Here is a 22,017-nt window from a genome sequence, read left to right as displayed (position 1 = left end):
GTTAAAGTGTTTGTGGTGCCGATTCAAATGACTTCGACGAGTTTTGTTTTGAAACAGGCCATAAATCCTCGTAATGATATCCGGTTAAATCCTCAACCACTTCACGAGTTTCCTGCGTAACGGCAGTTCTGTCACCACCGCTTTTTAAACGCTCAACCTCAGCAACCAAGATACCGTGATTGCGTTTATCCAGTTTCAGGGTCTGAGCAATAGCCAGTGCCAGCAGCAGTAATCCCCCTGTCCCCACAAACAACATGACGGCAATAGTCAGTACTGCATGCGCGGACTGGGTGGTGGCACCTTTTTCAAATCCGCCCCATTGCAAACCTAAGCCGATAAATAAGGTCGCTATTGCCACCGTCGTTTTACGCGAAAACGTCATCACTGCGGCGAACAGCCCTTCGCGGCGTTTGCGACAAATCAGTTCGTCCACATCAGGAATAAACGGGAACACATTCCAGGGAGTAAATTCAAGCAGGCAACGGCCCACCTGATATAAGGCAGCAATGCCATATAGCCATGCTATTTTAGAAGCAGGATCGATAAGATAAATAACCAGCAGTGCTGCTAAGCATACCAGCATGGTGAGATATGACGTGCTGAAGAGTACGCGTGGCCCAAAGCGTACAAACGCAAACCCAGCAATGAGCGTGACGGGTAAACCGATAATACTGAGCGAAAGTAAGCCCGCTGCCAGCGAAGCCGGAACCATTAAACAATAGACGCAGAAGAAAACAAGAACGGTGTTGAAAACATCTTTGCCGGTAAATGACAGCAGATAAATAGCCAGATGTTTGCGGAAAGCTCTTACTTTCAGGGTCGAGATATAATCATGGCTGACGTTTACAAGAACACGCCAGATGGACTGCCGCTGCTGTGGTTTACGCTTATTTTCCAGCTCCTGGATCATTTCCGGTGTCAAAGGTCGTTCCCAACTGGCAGCCCAGGATGCCAGGACACATAACACGAACACGGCAGCAAAAAACAATCCGTTATAGAAATAGGCCTGTGGATTATCTTCACCGAAATGACGTATCAGAATGCCTGGAATAAACGTTGCCAGGAATGTCCCTAAGGCTGACAGGAACATACGGCAGGTCGAAAGGCGGGTACGCTCTTTATAATCCGTGCTCATCTCAGAGGGCAGTGTTTCCCAGGGGATCATCACGACGGCAACGACAATTTCGAATGCCAGATAAACCATTAAATAGAAGAAATAGTTCATGCCTGTTACCCACAACAGGCTGTAGCTGAGCATCAGTGGTGCGCCAATTAATAAGAAAAATCGCCGACGGCCAAAGCGTGCTCCCAGGCGATTCTTATAGAAGTTGTCGGTAATACTGCCCATAAACAGGCTGATCACTGCATCAATAATACGGGCAATCGCCATAATTGACGCCGCTTCCAGGGGCGAAAGCCCAACGAAAGTGGTATAAAAATAGAGCAGCCAGGCACCAATAATAGTAAATGCCCCGCCGCCAATAATATCAGTCAAACCAAAACCAAATGCTACCGGTAGGGTGACTTTTCTGTTTTTCACTGTCATACCTTCACCTTGCAGTCTGCTTTTTAGATAAAAGAGTTCCTTGCACCTTTGTTAACAAAGGTGCATCTCAGTTGCTGAATAAAATCCGGGGCGCAGGCACCGTCCATCAGGAAAAATAAAGTTTTAGTGTTTTGATCTCATAAGGTAAAAAAGACAATGAAACAGGCTCTGAACCTGCGTGAACGTGTTCAGGTTGTTCCATCAAATCACACTCAACCCATCGGCTGAGCGGGTAGTCACTGTGTAATGTCACCTGTTGACGTCCACCGGTGAACTCATGCAGCCTGACGAGCAATGCAGGTTCATCTTCAGCCTGTTTTATGGCGTCCAGCTGTATACATGGATGGCTGAACCTGACTGGATAAACCAGCGGCTGCGCTAATATGCCTGACATCACCGACGGTGTTTCATTCAGGAACCAGGCCTGATGGGCAACACAAGCCTGTCGCCAGTCACCTGCATGAGGGAGCAGCGCATAGGTAAAATGGTGTTTCCCCTGGTCCGCCTGTGGGTCCGGACTTATCGCCGATTTAATCAGCGTCAATTGCATGGCGTTATCTTTGATAGCCTGGCCGTATTTGCTGTCATTCAGGAAGCTGACACCATAATTTGACTCTGACAAATCCGCCCACTGGTGAACCACACTTTCAAAGCGGGCGTAGTCCCAGCTGGTGTTCCAGGTTGTGGAACGACGCACATTTCCGAACTGAATGTCATAGGTCGCTTCGGTAGCTCTTATCGCCACCGGGAAGCGGACTTTCAGCAGTTGATTTGTCGCAAACCAGTCAACATCGGTGACGAAATCAATGCGAGGAGAGTTCCGGTATACCCTCATGCACTGACGGATCTGACTCTCTCCATCCTGCCACTGGAATGACACTTCCGCTAAAAGTGGTCCGGAAGTCGTGAGCGATACGGCTGTCAACTCGGTGATCATGCGTGATTTTTGGACGTGGAATATTTCAATATCCCAGGCGTCGTACTTCAGAGGTTTATCTTCATAAACGGTAAAAATGTTACCCGGCTCAGCCAGTACGTCGCGCTGTTGTTGGCGATCCCATATTCGGGTCAGTTGTCCGCTTGTGTTCCAGCTAATGCGGTACAGAGGGGTATCCAGTTGTCCTTCCTGATAATGGAAAGGATTATCACTCTCTACCGCCGCATGGCCAGTTGCTTGAAAACTGACCGCCTCAAGAGGATGCAACACTGATGGGGCCAGCCAGCATCCTCCATCGGTAAGCTGACTGGGTACAGGTTGACCTTCAGTATCCAGCCATCCACTTTCAGTCTGCCCCGCCAAAAATACAGGTTCTGCATAGCGCGGCCATGCACTGCTGTTGAACAGGGTGACTCCGGCGGCCGCTGTATTCAACAAAGGTGCAGCAGCCCTGGCTGTTAACAGCGTAATGGTGTCGTCCAGCTGTTGATATTCTTCAGCGGCATCCTGATAAACTTCAGCAATCGACGATCCGGGAATAATGTCGTGGAATTGATTTCGCAGCAGCAATGTCCAGGCATCGCGCAATGGCTGCTCAGGATAATCCTGCCAGCCTTTTTGGTGCAGAGCAGAAACAACGCTGAGCCACTCCAGATGGCGGAGCGATAATTCCCCACGCCGATTGGCTCGTTTGACCTGGGCCTGACTGGTGTAAGTCCCTCGGTGACTTTCGAAATAAAGCTCACCATCCCAGACATGTTGCCATGCACCGCTCTCCTTCTGACATTGAGCTAAACCATCAAAGAAAGAAAGCGCACCGCCGTGTTTAACTTTAGGCAATCCAGGTAGCGCGCTGAAGCGCTCCAGAAGCTCCAGCATCTCTTCATTCGGCCCACCGCCGCCGTCACCATAACCGTAAGGCAGCATCAGTGTTTGATTAAGTGTTTTATCCCGATAATTGTTCCATAGCCCCTGCACAGATTTAGCATTCACAATGCCGTTATAAGTATATCGGGGGAAGCCTTCCTCTGGCGTCGTGACAAAGTGTGCCAGCACTTCGCTACCATCAATACCTCGCCAGGTGAACGTATCGTGAGGGAGCTGATTGAATTCATTCCAGCTGATTTTGGTTGTCATGAAGTAACTGATGCCAGATTTTTTGAGGATCTGCGGTAAGGCCCAGGAATAACCAAATACGTCCGGGAGCCACAGGCAGCGAGGCGTGACGCCAAACTCCTGTTGCATAAAACGCCGTCCGTAGAGAACCTGCCGCACCAGCGACTCCCCTGACGGGATGTTGCAGTCAGCCTCCAGCCACATTGCTCCGTCGATTTCCCAACGTCCTTCAGCAATACGTTCCCGGATTTGGTTGTAGAGCACGGGATAGTCAGATTTCAGCCAGGCGTAAAGCTGGGGCTGCGACTGGAAAAAGCAGTATTGCGGATAACGTTCCATCAGGCGTAATGCAGTGGAAAACGATCGGGCGCATTTTTCACGTGTGTGCTTTAACTGCCACAAGAATGCGACATCAATGTGGGTATGTCCCACGGCATGCACGGTTACAGGATGATGTTTCTCTGAAGACAGTATTGCCGTCCGTAGCTGGTCAGCAGCCCGGTGAACGCTTTCGTAGAAAGCCTCATCTCCGGGTTTACGCCAGTCAATAATATTAAATGCGAGGTCAGTTTGATGCAGCAAGTGGGCGCGGTCGGCCGAGTTTTCGTCCAGCGCCATCACGCTTTGCCACGCGGACAGAGCGGTGTAGTAAAGATCGTCACACGCCTCATCCCGCCAGCCGAATCGAACGTTCTGGATGGAATTGCCCACGTGAAATGCTTCAAAATGCTGACGGATTTTACCTTCGAGAATGCCGGACCAAATCCGACAGTACATGCGAACAGTGCTGCCTGCGCGTTCTTTGGGCAAAACTACCCAAGGGTGATTTTGATCCACGCCTGACCAGGGCTGCTCGTCAATGAACAGCAGCGCTTCAAATTCACGGCGATCGCGACCTAAACTAAAGTCAAAATGTCCGATGACCTGACGATCCTGCCAGCTATCAGGCATGTGCCAGTCAATACGCAGCCATGCATAAATATCTTTTTCACGCCACTGAGTCTCCGGACCACAGGCCTGCCAATCGGCATTGTCCCCCGGCGGTAACGCACCGTTGACTCCCTCACGATCGTAACAGAGCGACAGCGCGGCAGGAGACTGCCAGTCCCGGCCCCGGTACTGAGAGAGTTCATCAATACGTTGCTGAAGTTTCTTTTCAGTAAAAAACATCCTGACTCCCGATAATATACAAAGCAATGTTTAGTAAACTACACATAAAAAAAGAGTCAGTCCGTGACCGCAATCACTAATAACCATGCCATGAATGATTTATTTTTGCGTAAACTCGGCTACGGAAAGAAAATACCGGTACTCAGGCAGCATGAATGATGCCATTTTGTTTACTAATCAATTTATACTGGTTAGAGTTACTCTTACGAGATTCTGCCGGAGAGAAGATGAAGATAATGTTTCATTTGGGAATGGATATTGGCGGTACCAAAATTGAAGTACAGGTATTAGACAAGAGCGGCACCAGCATTTATCGCCATCGAACCGCGACTCACACGCAGTCAACAGAGGCTCTGGTAGAACAAGTGGTTTTGCTGATAAGGGATGCAGAGGCGGAAGTCGGACAACCTTGTACGTTGGGCGTTGGTTTACCGGGGAGTCTGGACCCGCAAAGTGGCTTACTGAAGAATTCAAACATCCTCAGTCTTAATCAGCACCCCGTGCAACAACTGCTTGTTCAGCGTTTACAGCGGCCGATCACGCTCACCAATGATGCCAACTGCTTTGCGTTGTCCGAAGCCATGGACGGAGCCGGAGCCGGACACCATTGCGTCGCGGGCGTCATTCTTGGCACTGGATGCGGCGGCGGCATTGTGATTGGACAGCAGTTACAGCAAGGAAAAAATGGCAACAGTGGCGAATGGGGCCATGTGGCACTGCCGGGCTATCAGCAGGAACGAGATGGCGCGCCACACCGCTGCTATTGTGGACAATGGAATTGTCTGGAATCTTTCGTCTCCGGCACGGGGATAACCCGGCAGCTCCGCAGTGAATTTGGTGAATCTATGAACGGTGAGCAGTTTTTCCACGATTATTCCTTGCATCCAACACCTCATAGCATTCAATGGGTTGAACGCTTTCGCGATCAGCTTTCGCGCGTACTGGCAATGATTGTGAATATCCTTGACCCTGATATCATCGTGCTGGGCGGAGGTTTGTCCAATGTCAGCCCGCTGCATTCCAATTTAGCCGATTGTATGAGTCAGTATACGTTCGGACGCTATGCTAACACGCCCGTTGTCACTGCCCGACACGGCGACAGCAGTGGCGTCAGAGGGGCCGCGTGGCTGGGGGGAAATGCATTATGAAATTGAGTAACAATCATTAAGGAGCATGCCGCCATGAGTAAATCCGTCAGGATCCGGGACATTGCCAGTGCATCTGGATTTTCGGTCGGGGCTGTGTCGCGCGCGTTAAACGGCCAGCCGGGTATCGGTGATAAACCGCGGCAACATGTCATTCAGACCGCCCGCGATCTGGGCTATGATTTTACTCGCCTGCAAGGCAATAAAATTCAGCGGATCCTGTTTATTCTTCACCAACAGCATAATGTCCCGCTCTCGTTGTTGTTCTATACCCCGCTGTTGATGGAAGTGGAAGCGGTATGCCGTGAGAATGATATTGCGCTGAGCTTTCTGGCACTGGGCCCAATGGATCCCGTAGAAAAACGGGTGCGTCAGCACAATCCCGACGGGCTGCTGGTCGTTGGCTATATGGAGCAGGAGCTTTTGGCCTCTCTACAAAAATTACAGTTGCCTGTGGCACTTGTGGATTTATTTTCGCCGGATTTGAACTCAGTCAATCCAGATAACCAGCGAGGCGGCTATCTGGCCACTCATCATCTCATCGACCTGGGTCGCCAGCGCATTGCTTTTTTGGCCAGCAGCCTGGCACATTACAGCATCCAGCAGAGGGAACGGGGTTACAGACATGCCCTTTATGAAGCGGGTTTACTGATGCCTCCTGATTATGAAGCTATTGCACCGGGCCACTTACCACCGGAACAAAGTCTGGAAGCGGCCATGCAAAGCCTGCTGACGTTACCAAAGCCGCCCGATGCGCTGTTTGCCTATAACGATGCCGCAGCGCTCATCGCTCTGCGGGTGAGCCAGCGAATGGGCTTGCGTGTGCCTGAGGATATCGCCATCATCGGCTTTGACGGTATTGATGGGGCCGGTCTGAATGAGCCGTCGCTAAGCACGATTCGGGTTGATCGTAAAGCGCTGGGTCGGGAAGGCGTGGCGCTACTTTCGGAACACAATGCACCACAGCAGCGGTTAGTTGATGTGCGTCTGTGTATTCGCGCCAGTACTGACTCTTCAGCTGAGAAACACAATGAAAACTGAAGCTTTGACGACCGAATTAAACAGCCCAGATGGCCTGCTCCACATGCTCCTGACTCTGCAGGGAGGAGCATGTCAGCAGCTCTTTATGACAAGAGGCAATGGCTCCCGACAACCGATCTTTTATCGTGCTCACTGGCTGGATAATCTGGACAGTTGTGCCGGACAGCCTCCGTTGATGCGGCAGCTGGGGGGAGAATGGGTAGGTGTTCCATTCGGGCACGGTGAAGATGGAAAGTATTTTCAACCAGAATACCCACATGGAATGCCTGCCAACAGTTTATGGCACTGGCGATCGCTGAGGAAAAGCCAGGCAACTATGGGCTACAGCTACCCGGAGTCGTATCCGCTGCGCGAGCTGGAAAGAACTATTGTCCTGGGTGATGACGGACAGGTATCTTTTTCCTTGCGAATTGAAGCTCGTGAAGACTGTGCGTTACCCGTTGGATTACATCCCATTTTCCCGTTCGGGGGGGACTGGGGGCCGCTGCATCTGCTGGACCTGGATGGTATTCCTGCGCTTAGTTATCCCCACCCTCCCGAAGCGGGAGTGAGCCAACTGATGCCATTGCAGCCATTCTCCTCTATAAAGGCGGCACCGCTCAGTAACGGTGAGTCATGGGATTTAACGCGTTTACCCTTGCCTGTTAAGACCGAAGAAATTGTGCAGCTATTACCCCCTGTCCATCAGGTGGGAATGGAATGGCCCCGACTCGGTTTGCAGGTGACGTTAAAATGGGATACCGAGTGGTTACCCTATTGTCTGCTATGGTTCAGCAACGGCGGCCGTGAATACGCCCCCTGGGATGGTCGTAATTATTGCCTGGGCATCGAGCCTGTTCATTCAGCCTGGGATTCAGGGCCGGGAGCCATCCAGGATAATCCCCTTAGTGAGCAGGGGTTTTCAACCGCGCTTTCGCTGAAAGCAAACAAGGCCATCACAATCCAGTATCAATTAACATGCACATTACTTTAGGCTTCGGTCAGGGCCGTTTGCAGAACAGTTATTAGCATAACGAGCATGCCATACGCACAATGTTTAGTAACACTGCCGCCTCTTTTACTCATAAACTGATAGCTCAATAAGATTTAAATCTGGGTCGCGGATATAAACAGACACAATGTTACCTGTCGCCCCCGTTCTGCTCACTGGTCCTTCTGTCACAACAACCTGTTGTTCCTGTAGTTGTAAAAGGACTTCGGCGATGGGTTTGTTAACAATAAAGCAAAGATCCAGCGAACGCGCTCTTGATGTCAGACTCCCTGAACAGTTTTCGTTAATCGGGAAACTCAGAGCGCAGTATCCTGTGGTCACTCTCTGCCATGTGTTCGGGGTTCATCGCAGCAGTTACAAATACTGGAAAAACCGTCCTGAAACGCCAGACGGGCTGTATTACGCAGTCAGGTACTTGAGCTGCATGGCATCAGCCACGGTTCGGCCGGGGCAAGAAGCATCGCCACAATGGCAACCCAGAGAGGCTACCAGATGGGGCGCTGGCTCGCTGGCAGGCTCATGAAAGAGCTGGGGCTGGTCAGTTGCCAGCAGCCGACTCACCGGTATAAACGTGGTGGTCATGAGCACATTGCTATCCCGAATCATCTTGAGCGGCAGTTCGCCGTAACAGAACCAAACCAGGTGTGGTGCGGTGATGTGACCTGTATCTGGACAGGTAAGCGCTGTGCGTACCTCGCCGTTGTTCTCGACCTGTTCGCAAGGAAACCAGTAGGCCGGGCAATGTCGTTCTCACCGGACAGCAGACTCACCATGAAAGCGCTGGAAATGACATGGGAAACGCGCGGCAAGCCCGTCGGAGTGATGTTCCACAGCGATCAGGGCAGCCATTATACAAGCAGGCAGTTCCAGCAGTTACTGTGGCGATACCGGATCAAACAGAGTATGAGTCGGCGTGGAAACTGCTGGGATAATAGCCCAATGGAGCGCTTCCGGAGTCTGAAGAACGAATGGGTGCCAGTGACGGGTTATGTAAGCTTCAGCGACGCAGCTCACGCAATAACGGACTATATCGTTGGATATTACAGCGCACTCAGGCCGCATGAATATAATGGTGGGTTACCACCAAACGAATCGGAAAATCGATACTGGAAAAACTCTAACGCAGTGGCCAGTTTTTGTTGACCACTACACTTCGTAAAAGCTGCCTGTGGCCACCTGGTGCCACCTAGAAGAGTTGGTTAGCGCCACTACAAAGGTGTTTCGACAGACCTCGTTGCGAGGACATAAATTGTCTACTGGCGTAAGATCAGTCCATCATGATCGTTGATATGGTTGAGCAAATTATACGAAATTTTGATTAATTTATTAAAAAAACAAACGGGCTGAGCTTTTATACTGCTGTATTTGTACCTTCTGGTTCATCAATAAAATCAGCGTACCACTGCATCATCTCGCGACGATTTTCCAAATACTGTGCATGGTTGTATGTGCCACGAATACTGTTCTTATCCACATGAGCGAGTTGCGTCTCGATCCATGCAGTATTAAAACCCTGTTCATGCAAAATGGTACTTATTGTGTGGCGAAAACCGTGGCCGGTTGCTCTCTTATCATAACCAATCCTTTTAAGAACCATATTAATGCTAGCCTCACTCATCGGTTTGTTCACATCATTTCGCCCCGCAAAAATGAGCTGATAGTTTCCTGTTAACTCTCCCAATTGACGAAGAGCGTTCAAGGATTGAGCCGATAATGGGACAATGTGAGGACGTTTCATTTTCATTCTGGTTTTGGGGATTTCCCAGATACGATTATCGAAGTCTATTTCATGCCATTCAGCCAGACGTAATTCTACAGTTCTCAATCCTGTCAGCAAGAGCAATCGGGTTGCGAGAAGGGTAATAAGACTTCCAGAGTAACTTTATAGCTTTTGCAAAAACTCAGGCAGCTCTGCGGCGGTAAGAAAGGGATAGTGCTGTTTCTCATGGCCTTGTAAAGCGCTACCAAGATCAGCTGCTGGGTTGTATTCGGCACGACCTGTCACAATCGCGTAGCGAAAAACCTCACTACAACGCTGGCGTACTTTGCTTGTGAGCTCAGACGCTCCCCGCTTTTCTATTCGTTGCAACACAGACAAAAGCTCTAGCGGCTTTATTTCATTTACCGGCTGGGAGCCAAGATAGGGAAAGACATTATTTTTAAAAGCTCGATTGACGTAATCAGCATAACTCTTCGACCAGCCAGATACTTTTGCGTTGTACCATTCGAGAGCAATTGCTTCAAATGTGTTGGTAACCGAGAGCTTTTTGGCTAACTGCGCGGCTTTTTTGACCTCTCCGGGATCCTTATCATTCGCCAATACCTTTCTTGCCTCATCTCGTTTAGTGCGAGCTTCCGCAAGTGAAATATCCGGTTAGGTTCCGAATGAGAGCTTTTTCTCTCTCCCGGCAAATCGATACTTCATGCGCCAGTACTTTGAACCGTTAGTATTGACCATGAGATATACCCTCCACCATCAGTGAGGTTATAGGCTTTGTCACTGGGTTTTGCAGTCTCGACCTGACGCGCATTTAAGGGCATTTTGGGGGCCTCGATTTTCATTGAACAGGATAAGCCCCCCACTAAGGCCCCCAAGCGTTTATTGATTCGCGTTAAAATGGGTAGACATCAGTTGACGTCGCATAGCCAGAATAGAGGGTTTGTCGCTGATTATAAATGGGTTTTATTGAATTCGGTAGATGTCAGGAGAAGTGTATATGGTGTCCCCTGCAGGAATCGAACCTGCAACTAGCCCTTAGGAGGGGCTCGTTATATCCGTTTAACTAAGGAGACGCCAGCGCAGTATAACGCAGTTATGCGGCAGGATTCACTACACTGCCGCGCGTTTGCTCATTCTGTCAGCAATTTAGCGTTCTTCTTGTTGCTGCTGACGTTTTTTCTCTGCTTTTCGCCGTTCGGCTTTCGCTTTGGCCTGTGCAGCTTCGCCCATATCATTACGGATCTGTGCATGACTAATCAGGGCGAAAATCAGCGTGCCACCGGTAAGGTTACCCAGCAATGTCGGGATAGCGAAGGGCCAGATAAAATCGGTCCAGGGTACGCTGCCGTCAAATACCAGGTAAAACACCTCAACAGAACCCACCACGATATGCGCCAGATCGCCCAGCGCGACCAGCCAGGTCATCATCACAATCACAAAGAGTTTGGCGCCCCCTGCAAAGGGGAACATCCAGACCATCGTGGCGATAATCCAGCCTGAAATCACCGCATTGGCAAACATCTCACCCGGCGTGTGTTCCATCACTTTCATGCTGATATCGGTAAAGGCTTGTCGTGTGGCCTCATCAAAGATGGGCATCTCGTTAAACGCCAGCGCCGCGAATGCCGTGCCGATGAGATTCCCCAACAACACAATGCCCCACAGGCGCAGCAGTAATCCGACATTGCCCATCGTCGGTTTGTGCATTATCGGCAGTACGGCTGTTACGGTGTTTTCAGTAAAAAGCTGCTGACGGGCCATAATGACAATCACAAAGCCAAAGGTGTAGCCCAGGTTTTCCAGTAAAAAGGCACCGGGTACGCCGTCCAGATGAACCTGAAAAATACCTTTTGCCATGAGCGATGCGCCCATCGACAAACCGGCCGCAATAGCTGACCACAGCAGGGCCATGCCGTCACGCTCCAGCTCTTTCTCCCCATCCTGACGAATCTCTTCGTGGATAGCGGCAGCGCGTGAGGGAAGGGCATCTTCATTTACCTCGATATCCTCTTTGCCTTCGTCCTTTTCTTCGCTATCAACATCATTTTTGCCCTGATTCATGCTTGATGAAGGCTTCATGTTTTCTCCTGGTAACAGTGCAAATGCGTTATAAGCGTAGACGTTTTTTGGTGCGTGAAAGTGTTTCTGCAATTGCTAACAAAAGTTACAACATTTTAATGGAGCGCGCTTTTTGACCGTTGCGCCACGCGTAAAGCACGAATGTCTACAACTGCCTGAAAAGCGGGAGGCGCGCGGTCTTCGGCAGATTGCAACATTGTGCTATCATTTCCGCCTTATTTGGCTGGCGCGATTTACCCTCCCATGTTGGAAATCATCAATCTGCTTTGTGTTCGTGATGAGCGTGCGCTCTTTGAGGCGCTTACGTTTAGCGTGGCAGCGGGCAACATTGTGCAAATTGAAGGACCAAACGGGGCCGGTAAAACCTCACTGCTGCGCGTCCTGGCGGGATTAAGCACGCCAGAACAGGGTGACGTGCTGTGGCAGTCGCAGCCCATTCAGCGGCAACGCGACGAATGGCACCGTTCCATGCTGTATCTGGGCCATCTTCCGGGTATCAAAGCGGCACTTTCCCCGCTGGAAAATTTGCGGTTTTATCATCATACGTGCAGCGATGAACAAATTTTTAACGCACTAGCCAGCGTTGAGCTGGCGGGTTATGAAGACGTCGCGGCATCGCAACTCTCTGCGGGGCAGCAGCGTCGCATTGCCCTGGCACGGTTGTGGCTGACCCAGGCAAGGTTATGGATTCTGGATGAGCCTTTAACCGCCATCGATAAAACCGGCGTTGAAACGCTAATCGCCCGATTTGCCGACCACCTCGGTGGCGGCGGGGCGCTGATTTTGACCAGCCATCAGGCTTTGCCCGGCTGGCGCAGAGAAATAACCAAAATCAGTCTGAAAAGCGTGGAGTGTCATTAATGCTGTTTCGCCTTATTCAGCGTGAGTTGCGTATCGCATTTCGTCGTGGGGCAGAGGTGGTCAATCCGTTGTGGTTTTTCCTGATTGTCATCACGCTCTTTCCGCTGGGCATTGGACCCGACCCACAGCAGCTGGCGCGCATTGCCCCTGGCATTGTCTGGGTTGCCGCCTTGCTTTCCTCGCTGCTCGCACTGGAAAGGCTGTTCCGTGACGACTATCTCGATGGAACGCTGGAACAGCTTTTATTATCGCCCACGCCGCTACCGGTCGCGGTGATGGGCAAAGTGATCGCCCACTGGCTGGTAACCGGCCTGCCCCTGATTCTGCTTTCGCCGCTGGTTGCCATGTTGCTCTCACTGGATATGCACAGCTGGCGGGCCATGGCGTTAACGCTACTGCTCGGTACGCCAACGCTGAGTTTTTTAGGTGCCATCGGGGTTGGGCTGACCGTTGGGTTGCGTCGCGGCGGCGTGCTGCTCAGCCTGCTGGTTTTACCCCTGGCGATTCCGGTCCTTATTTTTGCCAGCGCCGCCATCGATGCGGTGGGGCAGGGGTTAGCCATTGGCGGTTATCTGGCGCTGCTGGGTGCCATGCTGGTTGGCAGTGCCACGCTGGCCCCTTTTGCAACAGCGGCTGCCTTGCGCATCACGCTGCAATAAATCATCACGCAACAGACGTGCAGATAAGCACTAATTAAATGTGAGCAATTCATCATGTGGAAAGGATTACATCAGCTGGCAAAGCCTGAACGGCTCTATCAGTTATGCGGTCGGCTGGTGCCGTGGTGCGCCGTGGCCTGCATAGCGAGTTTGCTGCTGGCATGGGTGTGGGGATTTGGCTATGCACCGCCGGATTATCAGCAGGGCGACAGCTTTCGGATTATGTATATTCATGTTCCTGCGGCAATGTGGTCGATGGGCGTTTACAGCGCCATGGCGGTTGCCGCATTCACCGGCCTGGTATGGCAAATGAAAATGGCCGATCTGGTCTCGGCAGCGATGGCACCGGTGGGAGCTGTCTTCACCTTTATTGCCTTAATCACCGGTTCTGCCTGGGGCAAACCGATGTGGGGCACATGGTGGATTTGGGACGCCAGATTAACGTCTGAGCTGGTGCTGCTGTTTTTATATCTGGGCGTTATCGCGCTGTACCATGCGTTTGACGATCGCCGGACGGCCGGACGCGCGGCCAGCGTGCTGATTCTGGTCGGCGTGATCAATCTGCCCATCATTCATTTTTCCGTGCAGTGGTGGAATACCCTGCACCAGGGATCGTCCGGGCTGATGCAGCAGGCGATAGCGCCACCGATGCGCACGCCGCTGCGCTGGGCGATTCTGGGTTACCTGTTGTTGTTTATTACTCTTACGCTACTGCGCCTGCGTAATCTTATCCTGCTAACGGAACGCCGACGTCCCTGGGCGATTGCACTTGCGAACTCAAGGAGCAAGTCATGACGCCTGCTTTTGCCTCATGGCATGACTTCTTTGCCATGGGAGGCTATGCCTTCTATGTCTGGCTGGCCGTCCTGTGTACGGTAATACCCATGTTGGGGCTGGCACTGCACGCGCTGCTGTCGCATCGTCGTCTGCTGGCTGACATTCGTCAGCGTGATGCCCGGGAGCGCCGCCTGCGTGCGGCCAGACGTCAACATGCCAGTGAACCGACAGGAGAGGAAAAGTGAATACCCGTCGTCGTCATCGTCTGTATGTTGTGCTGGCGATACTAACCGGATTTGGGCTGGCCACGGCGCTGGTGATGTATGCACTGCGGTCCAATATCGATCTGTTTTACACGCCGGGTGAAATTATCAATGGCAAAGGCGAAGCGCATATCAGGCCTGAGCCGGGACAGCGCCTGCGCGTGGGCGGCATGGTGATGCCCGGCAGCGTGACACGCGATCCCCAAACCCTGGCCGTCGCCTTTCAGCTTTATGACGGCAGCGCCGTGGTCAGCGTTAACTTTGTCGGCATCTTACCGGACTTGTTTCGTGAAGGTCAGGGCGTCGTAGCCCAGGGCGTTCTTGAACCCGGCAATCTGATTAACGCGAAAGAGGTGCTGGCGAAACATGATGAAAACTACACGCCACCCGAAATTACCATGGCAATGAAGCCCGCACCGCAAGGGCAGGAAGCCGTGAAACAGCAGGCAGGGAACACACCATGATGCCAGAAGTGGGCAGTTTTTTACTCTGTCTCGGCTTAGCGCTGGCGCTTCTGCTCAGCGTTTATCCACTGTGGGGCGCATGGCGTCAGGACGCGCGTTTAATGGCAATGGCGCGCCCACTTGCCGCCGGTTTGTTTGCCTGCATCGCGGGCGCATTTATGCTGCTGGTATGGGCCTTTATCGTTAATGATTTCACCGTCAGCTATGTCGTGAATAACGCTAATACGCTCCTGCCGGTGTATTACCGCATTGCCGCGACCTGGGGCGCGCACGAAGGCTCGTTGCTGTTGTGGGTGCTGCTGCTCAGCAGCTGGACGCTGGCCGTGGCAATATTCAGCCGTGGTATGCCGCAGGACGCGCTGGCCCGTGTGTTGTCAGTGATGGGGATGATTAATCTGGGCTTTTTGCTGTTTATTATCCTCACCTCAAATCCGTTTAGCCGGACGCTCCCCGATTTTCCTGTAGACGGTCGCGATCTCAACCCAATGTTGCAGGATATCGGTCTGATTTTTCATCCGCCACTGCTGTATATGGGTTATGTCGGCTTCTCCGTGGCCTTTGCGTTTGCCATCGCCTCGTTAATGGCGGGACGGCTGGATACGGCCTGGGCCCGCTGGTCGCGCCCCTGGACCACCGCCGCCTGGCTCTTTCTCACCATCGGCATTGTGCTGGGTTCAGCCTGGGCTTATTACGAACTGGGCTGGGGCGGCTGGTGGTTTTGGGACCCGGTCGAAAACGCGTCCTTTATGCCGTGGCTGGCGGGCACCGCCTTGATGCATTCGCTGGCGGTCACGGAAAAACGCGGCACCTTCAAAGCCTGGACGGTGTTGTTGGCCATCACCGCGTTCTCACTGAGCCTGCTCGGCACCTTCCTGGTTCGCTCTGGCGTGCTGGTGTCGGTGCACGCGTTTGCCTCCGATCCTGCGCGCGGCATGTTTATTCTGGCATTCCTGGTGATTGTGATTGGCAGTTCACTGCTGCTGTATGCCATTAAAGGCGGACAGGTGCGCAGTCGGGTGCAAAATGAACTCTGGTCGCGCGAATCTTTCCTGCTGGGGAATAACGTACTGTTGATTGCGGCCATGCTGGTGGTGCTGCTCGGTACGCTATTGCCCTTAGTGCATAAGCAATTAGGCCTGGGCAGCATTTCGGTAGGCGAACCCTTCTTTAATACGATGTTTAGTTGGTTAATGGCCCCGCTGGCATTGATGCTCGGTATTGGGCCGTTAGTGCGCTGGCGACGTGATGAACCGCAAAAACTGGTGCGCCGTTTGGTGTTAGCGCTGCTCGTCACGCTGATTGCGTCCGTGCTACTGCCCTGGTGGTTGCAGGATCGTGTTGAAGCCATGACGGTGGTGGGATTACTGATGGCGGTATGGATCATCGTGTTGACCCTGATGGAGCTGCATGAACGCGCCACCCATCGTCACCGTTTTTTCACCGGATTACGTCATCTTTCGCGCAGCCACTGGGGCATGGTGCTGGGACACCTTGGCGTGGGCGTCACCGTGATTGGCATTGCGTTCAGTACTCAATACAGCGTTGAGCGCGATGTAAGAATGAAAGCAGGCGACAGCGTCGATATCCATCACTACCATTTTGTTTTTCGTGATGTTCAGGAGTTACAAGGCCCTAACTACAGCGGCGGCGTCGCAGTCATTGATGTTTCTCGCAAGGGCAAGCCGGAAGCCATCCTGTATGCCGAAAAACGCTTTTACTCTGCTGCGCGTACCATGATGACCGAGGCGGCTATTGACGGGGGTTTTACCCGTGATCTTTACGCTGCGCTGGGTGAAGAGCTGAATGACGGCAGCTGGGCGGTGCGTCTTTACTACAAACCTTTTGTTCGCTGGATCTGGTTTGGTGGACTGTTCATGGCTGTCGGCGGCCTGTTCTGTTTACTGGACCCCCGTTATCGCTCACGCAAGAAAGCCGATCCTGAGGCGCAGGCATGAAAAAAATTCTGTTTGTTCCGCTGGTATTATTTTTACTGCTGGCAGCCGCCCTCCTGTGGCAACTGTCACGGAATGCTGAAGGGGACGATCCTTCCCGGCTGGAGTCAGCTCTGATTGGCCAGCCCCTGCCCGTTTTCAGGCTGGAGGCGCTGGATAAACCGGGTCAAACCTATAATCAGCAGACGCTGATTACCGGTAAGCCGCTGTTGCTGAACGTCTGGGCGACCTGGTGTCCAACCTGCCGTGCCGAGCATCGCTATCTTAATGCGCTGGCAGAGCAGGGCGTCCGTGTTGTAGGGCTGAACTACAAAGACGATCGCCAAAAGGCGGTGACCTGGCTGAATACGCTGGGCAATCCTTATGCGCTCAGCCTGTATGATGGTGACGGAATGCTGGGCCTCGATCTTGGCGTCTACGGCGCACCTGAAACTTTTCTGATTGATGGCAACGGGATTATTCGCTATCGCCATGCCGGTGACCTGAATCCGCGCGTCTGGCAACAGGAAGTGAAGCCGTTGTGGGATAAATATATGAAGGAGAGCGGCGCATGAAATCCCTTGTGATGATGATCTGTGGGCTGCTGTTTAGCGCCAGCCTGTGGGCCGCGATGGACACCTATGCATTTGACTCCGTCGCCCAGGAAGAGCAGTACCGGGACATCACGGCCTCGCTGCGCTGCCCTAAGTGTCAGAACAACAGCATTGCCGACTCCAACGCCATGATTGCGTCAGATATGCGGTTAAAAGTTTACCACCTGATGAAACAGGGACAGAGTCGTCAGCAGATCATCGACTATATGGTGGCGCGCTATGGCCATTTCGTCAGCTACCAGCCGCCTGTCACCCCATCCACCCTGATCTTATGGGCCGGGCCGGCACTGTTTGTGGTACTGGGCGCTGCCGTGATCGTGCTGCGTAGTCGTCAGCGTAAAACCCGCAGCGAGCTTGATGATGAAGAACAGCAGCGCCTGGCGGCGATTCTGAAGTCGGACAGGAAAGTATAATGGCGGTTTTTTTAATCACGATGTTGCTGCTCCTGCTGGCGGCCTGCGTGCTGTTTTTGGCTGCAGGCTGGCGACAACGCGAGGCGCGCGGAGATGCGCGCGACAGCCTTAACACACATTTTTATCAGCAACGGTTGGCTGAACTCACTCAGGATGAAGAACAGGGCGTGATTGCCGATCGGGCCGTGATGGAGCGAGAGTTACAGCAAACCCTGCTCAGTGACATCCCGCCTGCGTCGGAGACCCACGCGCACAGCAGCAGCCGTCGTTGGGTGCTGTTACCCGGCCTTATCGTGTTGATCGTCGTGTCTGTGGCGAGCTATCTCAAAACCGGCGGATTAACGCAGTTGAGTAGCTGGATGCAGATACAGGAAGACTATCCTGCGCTGCGCGCGCAGGTTATGGACCCTCATGCCCGGCCGCTTACCCTGGAGCAACTCTCACGTTTACAGCTCGGTTTGCGCAGCCAACTGCAAAGCGAACCTGATAATCCTGGCGGCTGGGCGATGCTGGGCCGTCTTGGTATGGTACTCAATGATGCCACAACCGCCCGGCAGGCGTTTGAGCGAGCACTCCAGTTAGCACCCAACAATATGGCCTTAAAGCAGGATTATGCCGAGGTACTGACGCGATCGGGCGATCCTCAGGATAACCGCCAGGCCGGGCTGTTGCTTAAGGATCTGCTTAAACAGCATCCGCAGAATATCCGCACGCTGAGTCTGCTGGCCTATAATGCGTTTGAACAGCAGCAGTATTCGCAGGCCATAGACAGTTGGGAAACGCTGTTGCACGTGTTGCCGACCGATGATCCTCGTCGCGACGGCATCGCGCGCAGCATTGAACAAGCCAAAACAGACGCCGGGCAGCAAAACACACAGCTGGCGGTCGACGTGACACTTTCTCCGCAGGCAGAAAAAATGTTACCGCCGGGCGGAGTCATGTATATTTCGGTTACTGACGGTATATCGCCTGTCCCGGTGGCGGTGAAGCGGCTATCGCCCGGCCATTTTCCCGTATCGTTGACGCTGGATGACAGTAATGCCATGTTGCAAGATCGCCGTCTTTCGGCGCAGAAACAGATCCAGGTGCGCGTCAGAATTTCACGCAATGGCCGCGCCAGTCCAGAGCCGGGTGACTGGTTCGGGCTTAGCGCAGTGGTTCCCTGGGATGGTCATCAGCACATTGCCGTGGCGATCGATCAGCAGCAGCCTTAACCGGCTGCTATCTGGCAATGTCTGAATCTGTAAACCGCACGGGAGATATCAGCTATGCTTGCTGCAATGCGCTGATCTACCCGGTGAAACTTGCAGGGTATAAATAACTTACATGCACAGGGAGAAAAAAATGGATCACCGCCTGACCAGCCTGGCCTTGGCCAGTGTGCTTCTGGTTGGTTGTGCCAGTTCAAAGCCTGACGACGACGCGCCTGCAGGGCGTAGCGATCCGCTTGAAGGCTTTAACCGCACAATGTTCAACTTCAACTATAACGTGCTGGACCCGTACGTGCTGCGCCCTGTGGCAGTCGCCTGGCGCGACTACGTGCCCGTGCCTGCACGTGCTGGCCTGAGCAACTTCCTGGGTAACCTTGGCGAGCCAGCCAGTATGGTGAATGCTATCCTGGTCGGCGATCCGCGTAACGCAGGTATCCACTTTACGCGCTTCTTCCTGAATACGGTGCTGGGGCTTGGCGGTTTCATCGATGTCGCCGGTAAAGCCAATCCGGAACTGGCACGTCAGGGATCGCAGCGTTTTGGTACTACGCTGGGCCATTATGGTGTGGGCTACGGTCCTTATGTGCAGTTACCTGGCTATGGGAGCTTCACGGTGCGTCAGGACGGCGGTGACTACGTCGATACGCTTTATCCTGTGCTTGGCTGGTTGACCTGGCCCATGTCGATTGGTAAATGGACACTGGAAGGCATTGAATCACGCGCGCAACTGCTGGACTCGGATGCCATCCTGAAACAGCAACGCGATCCTTACGCCTTTGTGCGTAGCGCCTATTTCCAGCGCTATGACTTCCTGGCGCGCGGCGGCAAGCTGAAGCCAGAAGATAATCCTAACGCTGCGGCGATTCAGGGCGATCTGAAAGATATTGATTCTCAGTAAGCCACGGCGAGTGAAAAGCCGCCTGTGCAAAGGGCGGCCTCAGGATTGGCGCAGGATGATGTAACGCTGTTACGCTGCCGTCCTGATAACGTTGATGATCGTTGGACAATAAAAAAGCGACACGCAGTGTCGCTTTTTTTATGCGTTTAGCGCATCAGAACTTGTAGTTAAAGCTCGCGCCATACAGCCAGGCTTTACCGCTGGAGTTAAAGGTATAGTTGCCTTCCTGTACGGTGACTTTCTGACCGTGCATGTAAGACACGCCGACGTCTACCGATGCAGCGTCGTTAAACGCATAAGAGGCACCGGCGCTCAGCCACAAACGGTCCTGATCCGGGATAGAGATAGAACGTTTATCTGCCGGAACCGGGCTGTCATCAAAGGCGATACCGCTGCGGAAGGTCCAGTTTTTGTCGTACTGATAGGTGGTACCCAGTGCGATGCGGTAGGCATCATGGAAACCCTCATCTTTGTAAAACAGCGTCTGGCCGTTTGAGCCCGTCGCTTTCAGCTCCTGGAACTGGCTCCAGCTGGTATAGGCCAGGCTATAGTGCACGGCCCACTGCGGTGCCACTTTATGCCAGCCTGAAACTTCCCACATTTCTGGCAGGTTCAGGGTTAGTGACCCCGGAATGGTATTACCGCTTGTGCCAAAAGGTGCACCGGGAAGATTAAAGGCATTGATAGCGGCGGGCAGATTACTTTTGTAATCCCCATCGAAATCGACTTTCACTTCAGAGCGGTAGGTGAAACCGAAACGGTTATTTTCATCCACTTCATACAAAATACCGGCGTTCCAGCCGTAGCCCCATTTGTCACCTTTCAGGCGGGCAATCTGCGTATCAGCCGGAATTCCGAGTGCAGAGAAGGATTCGCCAGCATAACGCTCAATTTTTGCTTTGGCATAAACAGCGTCAAAGCCCACACCGAAGCTGAAATGCTCATTCAGACGATAAGCGGTGCTGAGGTTCAGGTTAGCGGTCATCAGGTCGGTTTTACCGCCGAATCCCCCCGCGGTATAGCCATCGTTAAATTCTGTCGCCAGGCCGTAGTTTGAGGTCGCTGATGCGCCAACCCACCATTGATCGTTAATCGGCTGGACGTAATGCAGGTTAGGGATCCACTGATTGGGGGCGATGTTTTTCGCATCCAGACTGCGTCCCGATGGACTTTGCCCACTGATATCGACCTGAGGATCAATATAAACCGCACCGATAGAAAACTCAGGACGATCCATGAGCGCCATGGTTGCCGGGTTACGACTGGCTGAGGCCGCCGTATCACCCATTGCGCCTTCGCCAGAATAAGCGCGACCTAAACCAATGGAAGAAAATTCATTTAACTGAAATCCGGCTGCGTATACGTTAGAGGAAATTAGCGCTACTGCAGCTGCCACGGCTGACTTTGCGAACAGGTTTTTATGGTTCATGACCACAACCTCATGTGAATTATTATTTAACGTTGTGACGTCGCGTAACAAGGAACGGCGGATTGTATGGACTGATGTCAAACGTACATATCAGACCAGTGCGGAGAGTATAGGTCCGACCTGTACACATGTTGCAATATTGTTTTTAAAATATTTCCAATTTGATCGATGAAAATTCGATCTGCTTAACACTTCTCAGGATAAAACGGCAAGAGAGGCAGGATTAAAACTGATCCATATCAAATTTTATTGTGATATTCGTCACTTAGCGCGGTGTGTCTGGCAGCCTGAAAAATGAAGGCGTAAAATTTTTAGCAGAAAATTACCCACCTTATGATGTGTTGTCAGGAGAGACCCATGACTGATGCTTTAAAAAAATGTAGCGCGACAGAAACGGCCGCGTGCTGTTGTGTCGATGTCGGTACGGTGATGGATAATTCGGACTGTACGGCCAGCTGGTCAGAATGGTTTGCCCGGCGTGCCGAGGCGGAAAGTAAACTGGCCCGCCTGACTGAAAAAGCGCGGCAGGTCGAGTCCGAACCCTGCGTTATCCAAGCCAGCATGGTGGAAGAGGCCGACGGCGTGCAGCTTAATATCGATTTCACCTTTAGCTGTCAGGCTGAAACCCTGATTTTTCAACTCGGTTTACGTTAAGGCTTTCGACGCCGCTTCTGTGCGGCGTTTTTCATTTTCGTGTTTCTCATCTCACTTTTCTCCTCCTGATGTTGGCGGCGCCCCGGCTTGTGGTTAAC

The 22,017-nt window shown here is 52.5% G+C and carries 18 protein-coding genes, 1 tRNA gene and 2 pseudogenes; 15 read left to right on the top strand and 6 right to left on the bottom strand.

The window, feature by feature from the left end:
* Position 1: 1 nt before the first annotated feature.
* Together CMR03_RS04745 and CMR03_RS04740 are read right to left on the bottom strand one after the other, a co-directional pair.
* Positions 2–1,546: an MFS transporter gene (locus tag CMR03_RS04745; protein ID WP_063880399.1), complete on the bottom strand. Its 1,545-nt coding sequence runs from the start codon at positions 1,544–1,546 to the stop codon at positions 2–4.
* A 106-nt stretch (positions 1,547–1,652) separates the two neighbouring features.
* Positions 1,653–4,769: an alpha-mannosidase gene (locus CMR03_RS04740; RefSeq protein ID WP_063880398.1), complete on the bottom strand. Its 3,117-nt coding sequence runs from the start codon at positions 4,767–4,769 to the stop codon at positions 1,653–1,655.
* A 236-nt stretch (positions 4,770–5,005) separates the two neighbouring features.
* Here CMR03_RS04740 and CMR03_RS04735 point away from each other — a divergent pair, with 236 nt between their 5' ends.
* The 4 genes and pseudogenes from CMR03_RS04735 to CMR03_RS04710 form a co-directional block, all read left to right on the top strand.
* Positions 5,006–5,917, top strand: coding sequence for an ROK family protein (locus CMR03_RS04735; protein ID WP_063881222.1), 912 nt, complete (start codon positions 5,006–5,008; stop codon positions 5,915–5,917).
* 33 nt (positions 5,918–5,950) lie between these two features.
* Positions 5,951–6,955 (top strand): LacI family DNA-binding transcriptional regulator, encoded by a 1,005-nt coding sequence (locus CMR03_RS04730; protein WP_096010929.1) that lies wholly within the window; start codon positions 5,951–5,953, stop codon positions 6,953–6,955.
* A gap of 85 nt (positions 6,956–7,040) precedes the next feature.
* Entirely contained in the window at positions 7,041–7,928 is an 888-nt protein-coding gene (locus CMR03_RS04720; protein WP_128604138.1) for an aldose epimerase family protein, read from the top strand.
* Between the two features lie 265 nt (positions 7,929–8,193).
* Positions 8,194–9,089: pseudogene (locus CMR03_RS04710) on the top strand (IS3 family transposase); the annotation flags it as partial.
* A gap of 208 nt (positions 9,090–9,297) precedes the next feature.
* On the opposite strand, the pseudogene CMR03_RS25460 reads toward CMR03_RS04710, so the two are convergent.
* The 3 genes and pseudogenes from CMR03_RS25460 to CMR03_RS04695 form a co-directional block, all read right to left on the bottom strand.
* Positions 9,298–10,487 (bottom strand): annotated as a pseudogene (locus tag CMR03_RS25460) (tyrosine-type recombinase/integrase).
* A 177-nt stretch (positions 10,488–10,664) separates the two neighbouring features.
* A tRNA-Arg gene (locus CMR03_RS04700) sits at positions 10,665–10,739 on the bottom strand.
* A gap of 73 nt (positions 10,740–10,812) precedes the next feature.
* Positions 10,813–11,745: a formate/nitrite transporter family protein gene (locus CMR03_RS04695; RefSeq protein ID WP_096010926.1), complete on the bottom strand. Its 933-nt coding sequence runs from the start codon at positions 11,743–11,745 to the stop codon at positions 10,813–10,815.
* 243 nt (positions 11,746–11,988) lie between these two features.
* Between CMR03_RS04695 and ccmA the strand changes: the two genes are divergently transcribed.
* The 10 genes from ccmA to mlaA all read left to right on the top strand — a co-directional run bounded on the left by ccmA (position 11,989) and on the right by mlaA (position 19,836).
* The gene (gene ccmA / locus CMR03_RS04690) at positions 11,989–12,606 is read left to right on the top strand and encodes a cytochrome c biogenesis heme-transporting ATPase CcmA (protein WP_096010925.1); all 618 of its coding nucleotides are present in this window, start codon (positions 11,989–11,991) and stop codon (positions 12,604–12,606) included.
* On the top strand, positions 12,606–13,265 hold the full coding sequence (ccmB, locus tag CMR03_RS04685; RefSeq protein ID WP_096010924.1) for a heme exporter protein CcmB: 660 nt from the start codon (positions 12,606–12,608) through the stop codon (positions 13,263–13,265). Before ccmA ends, ccmB begins: the two co-directional genes overlap by 1 nt.
* Positions 13,266–13,319: 54 nt before the next feature.
* On the top strand, positions 13,320–14,060 hold the full coding sequence (locus CMR03_RS04680) for a heme ABC transporter permease (protein ID WP_096010923.1): 741 nt from the start codon (positions 13,320–13,322) through the stop codon (positions 14,058–14,060).
* A complete protein-coding gene (gene ccmD / locus CMR03_RS04675; RefSeq protein ID WP_096010922.1) occupies positions 14,057–14,287 on the top strand; it encodes a heme exporter protein CcmD in 231 nt (76 codons plus the stop codon). Before CMR03_RS04680 ends, ccmD begins: the two co-directional genes overlap by 4 nt.
* Positions 14,284–14,769, top strand: a complete 486-nt coding sequence (ccmE, locus tag CMR03_RS04670) for a cytochrome c maturation protein CcmE (RefSeq protein WP_096010921.1) — start codon at positions 14,284–14,286, stop codon at positions 14,767–14,769. The genes ccmD and ccmE overlap by 4 nt, the downstream gene beginning before the upstream one ends.
* Positions 14,766–16,724: a heme lyase CcmF/NrfE family subunit gene (locus CMR03_RS04665; protein ID WP_096010920.1), complete on the top strand. Its 1,959-nt coding sequence runs from the start codon at positions 14,766–14,768 to the stop codon at positions 16,722–16,724. Before ccmE ends, CMR03_RS04665 begins: the two co-directional genes overlap by 4 nt.
* Positions 16,721–17,275, top strand: coding sequence for a DsbE family thiol:disulfide interchange protein (locus tag CMR03_RS04660; RefSeq protein WP_096010919.1), 555 nt, complete (start codon positions 16,721–16,723; stop codon positions 17,273–17,275). Before CMR03_RS04665 ends, CMR03_RS04660 begins: the two co-directional genes overlap by 4 nt.
* Entirely contained in the window at positions 17,272–17,727 is a 456-nt protein-coding gene (locus CMR03_RS04655) for a cytochrome c-type biogenesis protein (protein WP_096010918.1), read from the top strand. The genes CMR03_RS04660 and CMR03_RS04655 overlap by 4 nt, the downstream gene beginning before the upstream one ends.
* Complete coding sequence (gene ccmI / locus CMR03_RS04650; protein WP_096010917.1) at positions 17,727–18,941, top strand: c-type cytochrome biogenesis protein CcmI; 1,215 nt, start codon at positions 17,727–17,729, stop codon at positions 18,939–18,941. The genes CMR03_RS04655 and ccmI overlap by 1 nt, the downstream gene beginning before the upstream one ends.
* 130 nt (positions 18,942–19,071) lie before the next feature.
* Positions 19,072–19,836, top strand: coding sequence for a phospholipid-binding lipoprotein MlaA (gene mlaA / locus CMR03_RS04645; RefSeq protein ID WP_063880356.1), 765 nt, complete (start codon positions 19,072–19,074; stop codon positions 19,834–19,836).
* 154 nt (positions 19,837–19,990) lie between these two features.
* On the opposite strand, the gene fadL is transcribed toward mlaA, so the two are convergent.
* Entirely contained in the window at positions 19,991–21,265 is a 1,275-nt protein-coding gene (fadL, locus tag CMR03_RS04640) for a long-chain fatty acid transporter FadL (RefSeq protein WP_063880355.1), read from the bottom strand.
* Between the two features lie 357 nt (positions 21,266–21,622).
* Between fadL and CMR03_RS04635 the strand changes: the two genes are divergently transcribed.
* Positions 21,623–21,919 (top strand): YfcZ/YiiS family protein, encoded by a 297-nt coding sequence (locus tag CMR03_RS04635; protein ID WP_063880354.1) that lies wholly within the window; start codon positions 21,623–21,625, stop codon positions 21,917–21,919.
* Positions 21,920–22,017: the final 98 nt, after the last annotated feature.

This window comes from Pantoea allii, assembly GCF_002307475.1.
Classification (GTDB): domain Bacteria; phylum Pseudomonadota; class Gammaproteobacteria; order Enterobacterales; family Enterobacteriaceae; genus Pantoea; species Pantoea allii.
This window is presented reverse-complemented; position numbering and strand designations above follow the sequence as displayed.

What these genes read in the sequence shown, in the direction of transcription:
- CMR03_RS04745 (WP_063880399.1), bottom strand. Translation starts at nt 1,546, where the DNA reads ATGACAGTGAAAAACAGAAAAGTCACCCTACCGGTAGCATTTGGTTTT.
- CMR03_RS04740 (WP_063880398.1), bottom strand. Translation starts at nt 4,769, where the DNA reads ATGTTTTTTACTGAAAAGAAACTTCAGCAACGTATTGATGAACTCTCT.
- CMR03_RS04735 (WP_063881222.1), top strand. Translation starts at nt 5,006, where the DNA reads ATGTTTCATTTGGGAATGGATATTGGCGGTACCAAAATTGAAGTACAG.
- CMR03_RS04730 (WP_096010929.1), top strand. Translation starts at nt 5,951, where the DNA reads ATGAGTAAATCCGTCAGGATCCGGGACATTGCCAGTGCATCTGGATTT.
- CMR03_RS04720 (WP_128604138.1), top strand. Translation starts at nt 7,041, where the DNA reads ATGACAAGAGGCAATGGCTCCCGACAACCGATCTTTTATCGTGCTCAC.
- CMR03_RS04695 (WP_096010926.1), bottom strand. Translation starts at nt 11,745, where the DNA reads ATGAAGCCTTCATCAAGCATGAATCAGGGCAAAAATGATGTTGATAGC.
- ccmA (WP_096010925.1), top strand. Translation starts at nt 11,989, where the DNA reads ATGTTGGAAATCATCAATCTGCTTTGTGTTCGTGATGAGCGTGCGCTC.
- ccmB (WP_096010924.1), top strand. Translation starts at nt 12,606, where the DNA reads ATGCTGTTTCGCCTTATTCAGCGTGAGTTGCGTATCGCATTTCGTCGT.
- CMR03_RS04680 (WP_096010923.1), top strand. Translation starts at nt 13,320, where the DNA reads ATGTGGAAAGGATTACATCAGCTGGCAAAGCCTGAACGGCTCTATCAG.
- ccmD (WP_096010922.1), top strand. Translation starts at nt 14,057, where the DNA reads ATGACGCCTGCTTTTGCCTCATGGCATGACTTCTTTGCCATGGGAGGC.
- CMR03_RS04665 (WP_096010920.1), top strand. Translation starts at nt 14,766, where the DNA reads ATGATGCCAGAAGTGGGCAGTTTTTTACTCTGTCTCGGCTTAGCGCTG.
- CMR03_RS04660 (WP_096010919.1), top strand. Translation starts at nt 16,721, where the DNA reads ATGAAAAAAATTCTGTTTGTTCCGCTGGTATTATTTTTACTGCTGGCA.
- CMR03_RS04655 (WP_096010918.1), top strand. Translation starts at nt 17,272, where the DNA reads ATGAAATCCCTTGTGATGATGATCTGTGGGCTGCTGTTTAGCGCCAGC.
- ccmI (WP_096010917.1), top strand. Translation starts at nt 17,727, where the DNA reads ATGGCGGTTTTTTTAATCACGATGTTGCTGCTCCTGCTGGCGGCCTGC.
- mlaA (WP_063880356.1), top strand. Translation starts at nt 19,072, where the DNA reads ATGGATCACCGCCTGACCAGCCTGGCCTTGGCCAGTGTGCTTCTGGTT.
- fadL (WP_063880355.1), bottom strand. Translation starts at nt 21,265, where the DNA reads ATGAACCATAAAAACCTGTTCGCAAAGTCAGCCGTGGCAGCTGCAGTA.
- CMR03_RS04635 (WP_063880354.1), top strand. Translation starts at nt 21,623, where the DNA reads ATGACTGATGCTTTAAAAAAATGTAGCGCGACAGAAACGGCCGCGTGC.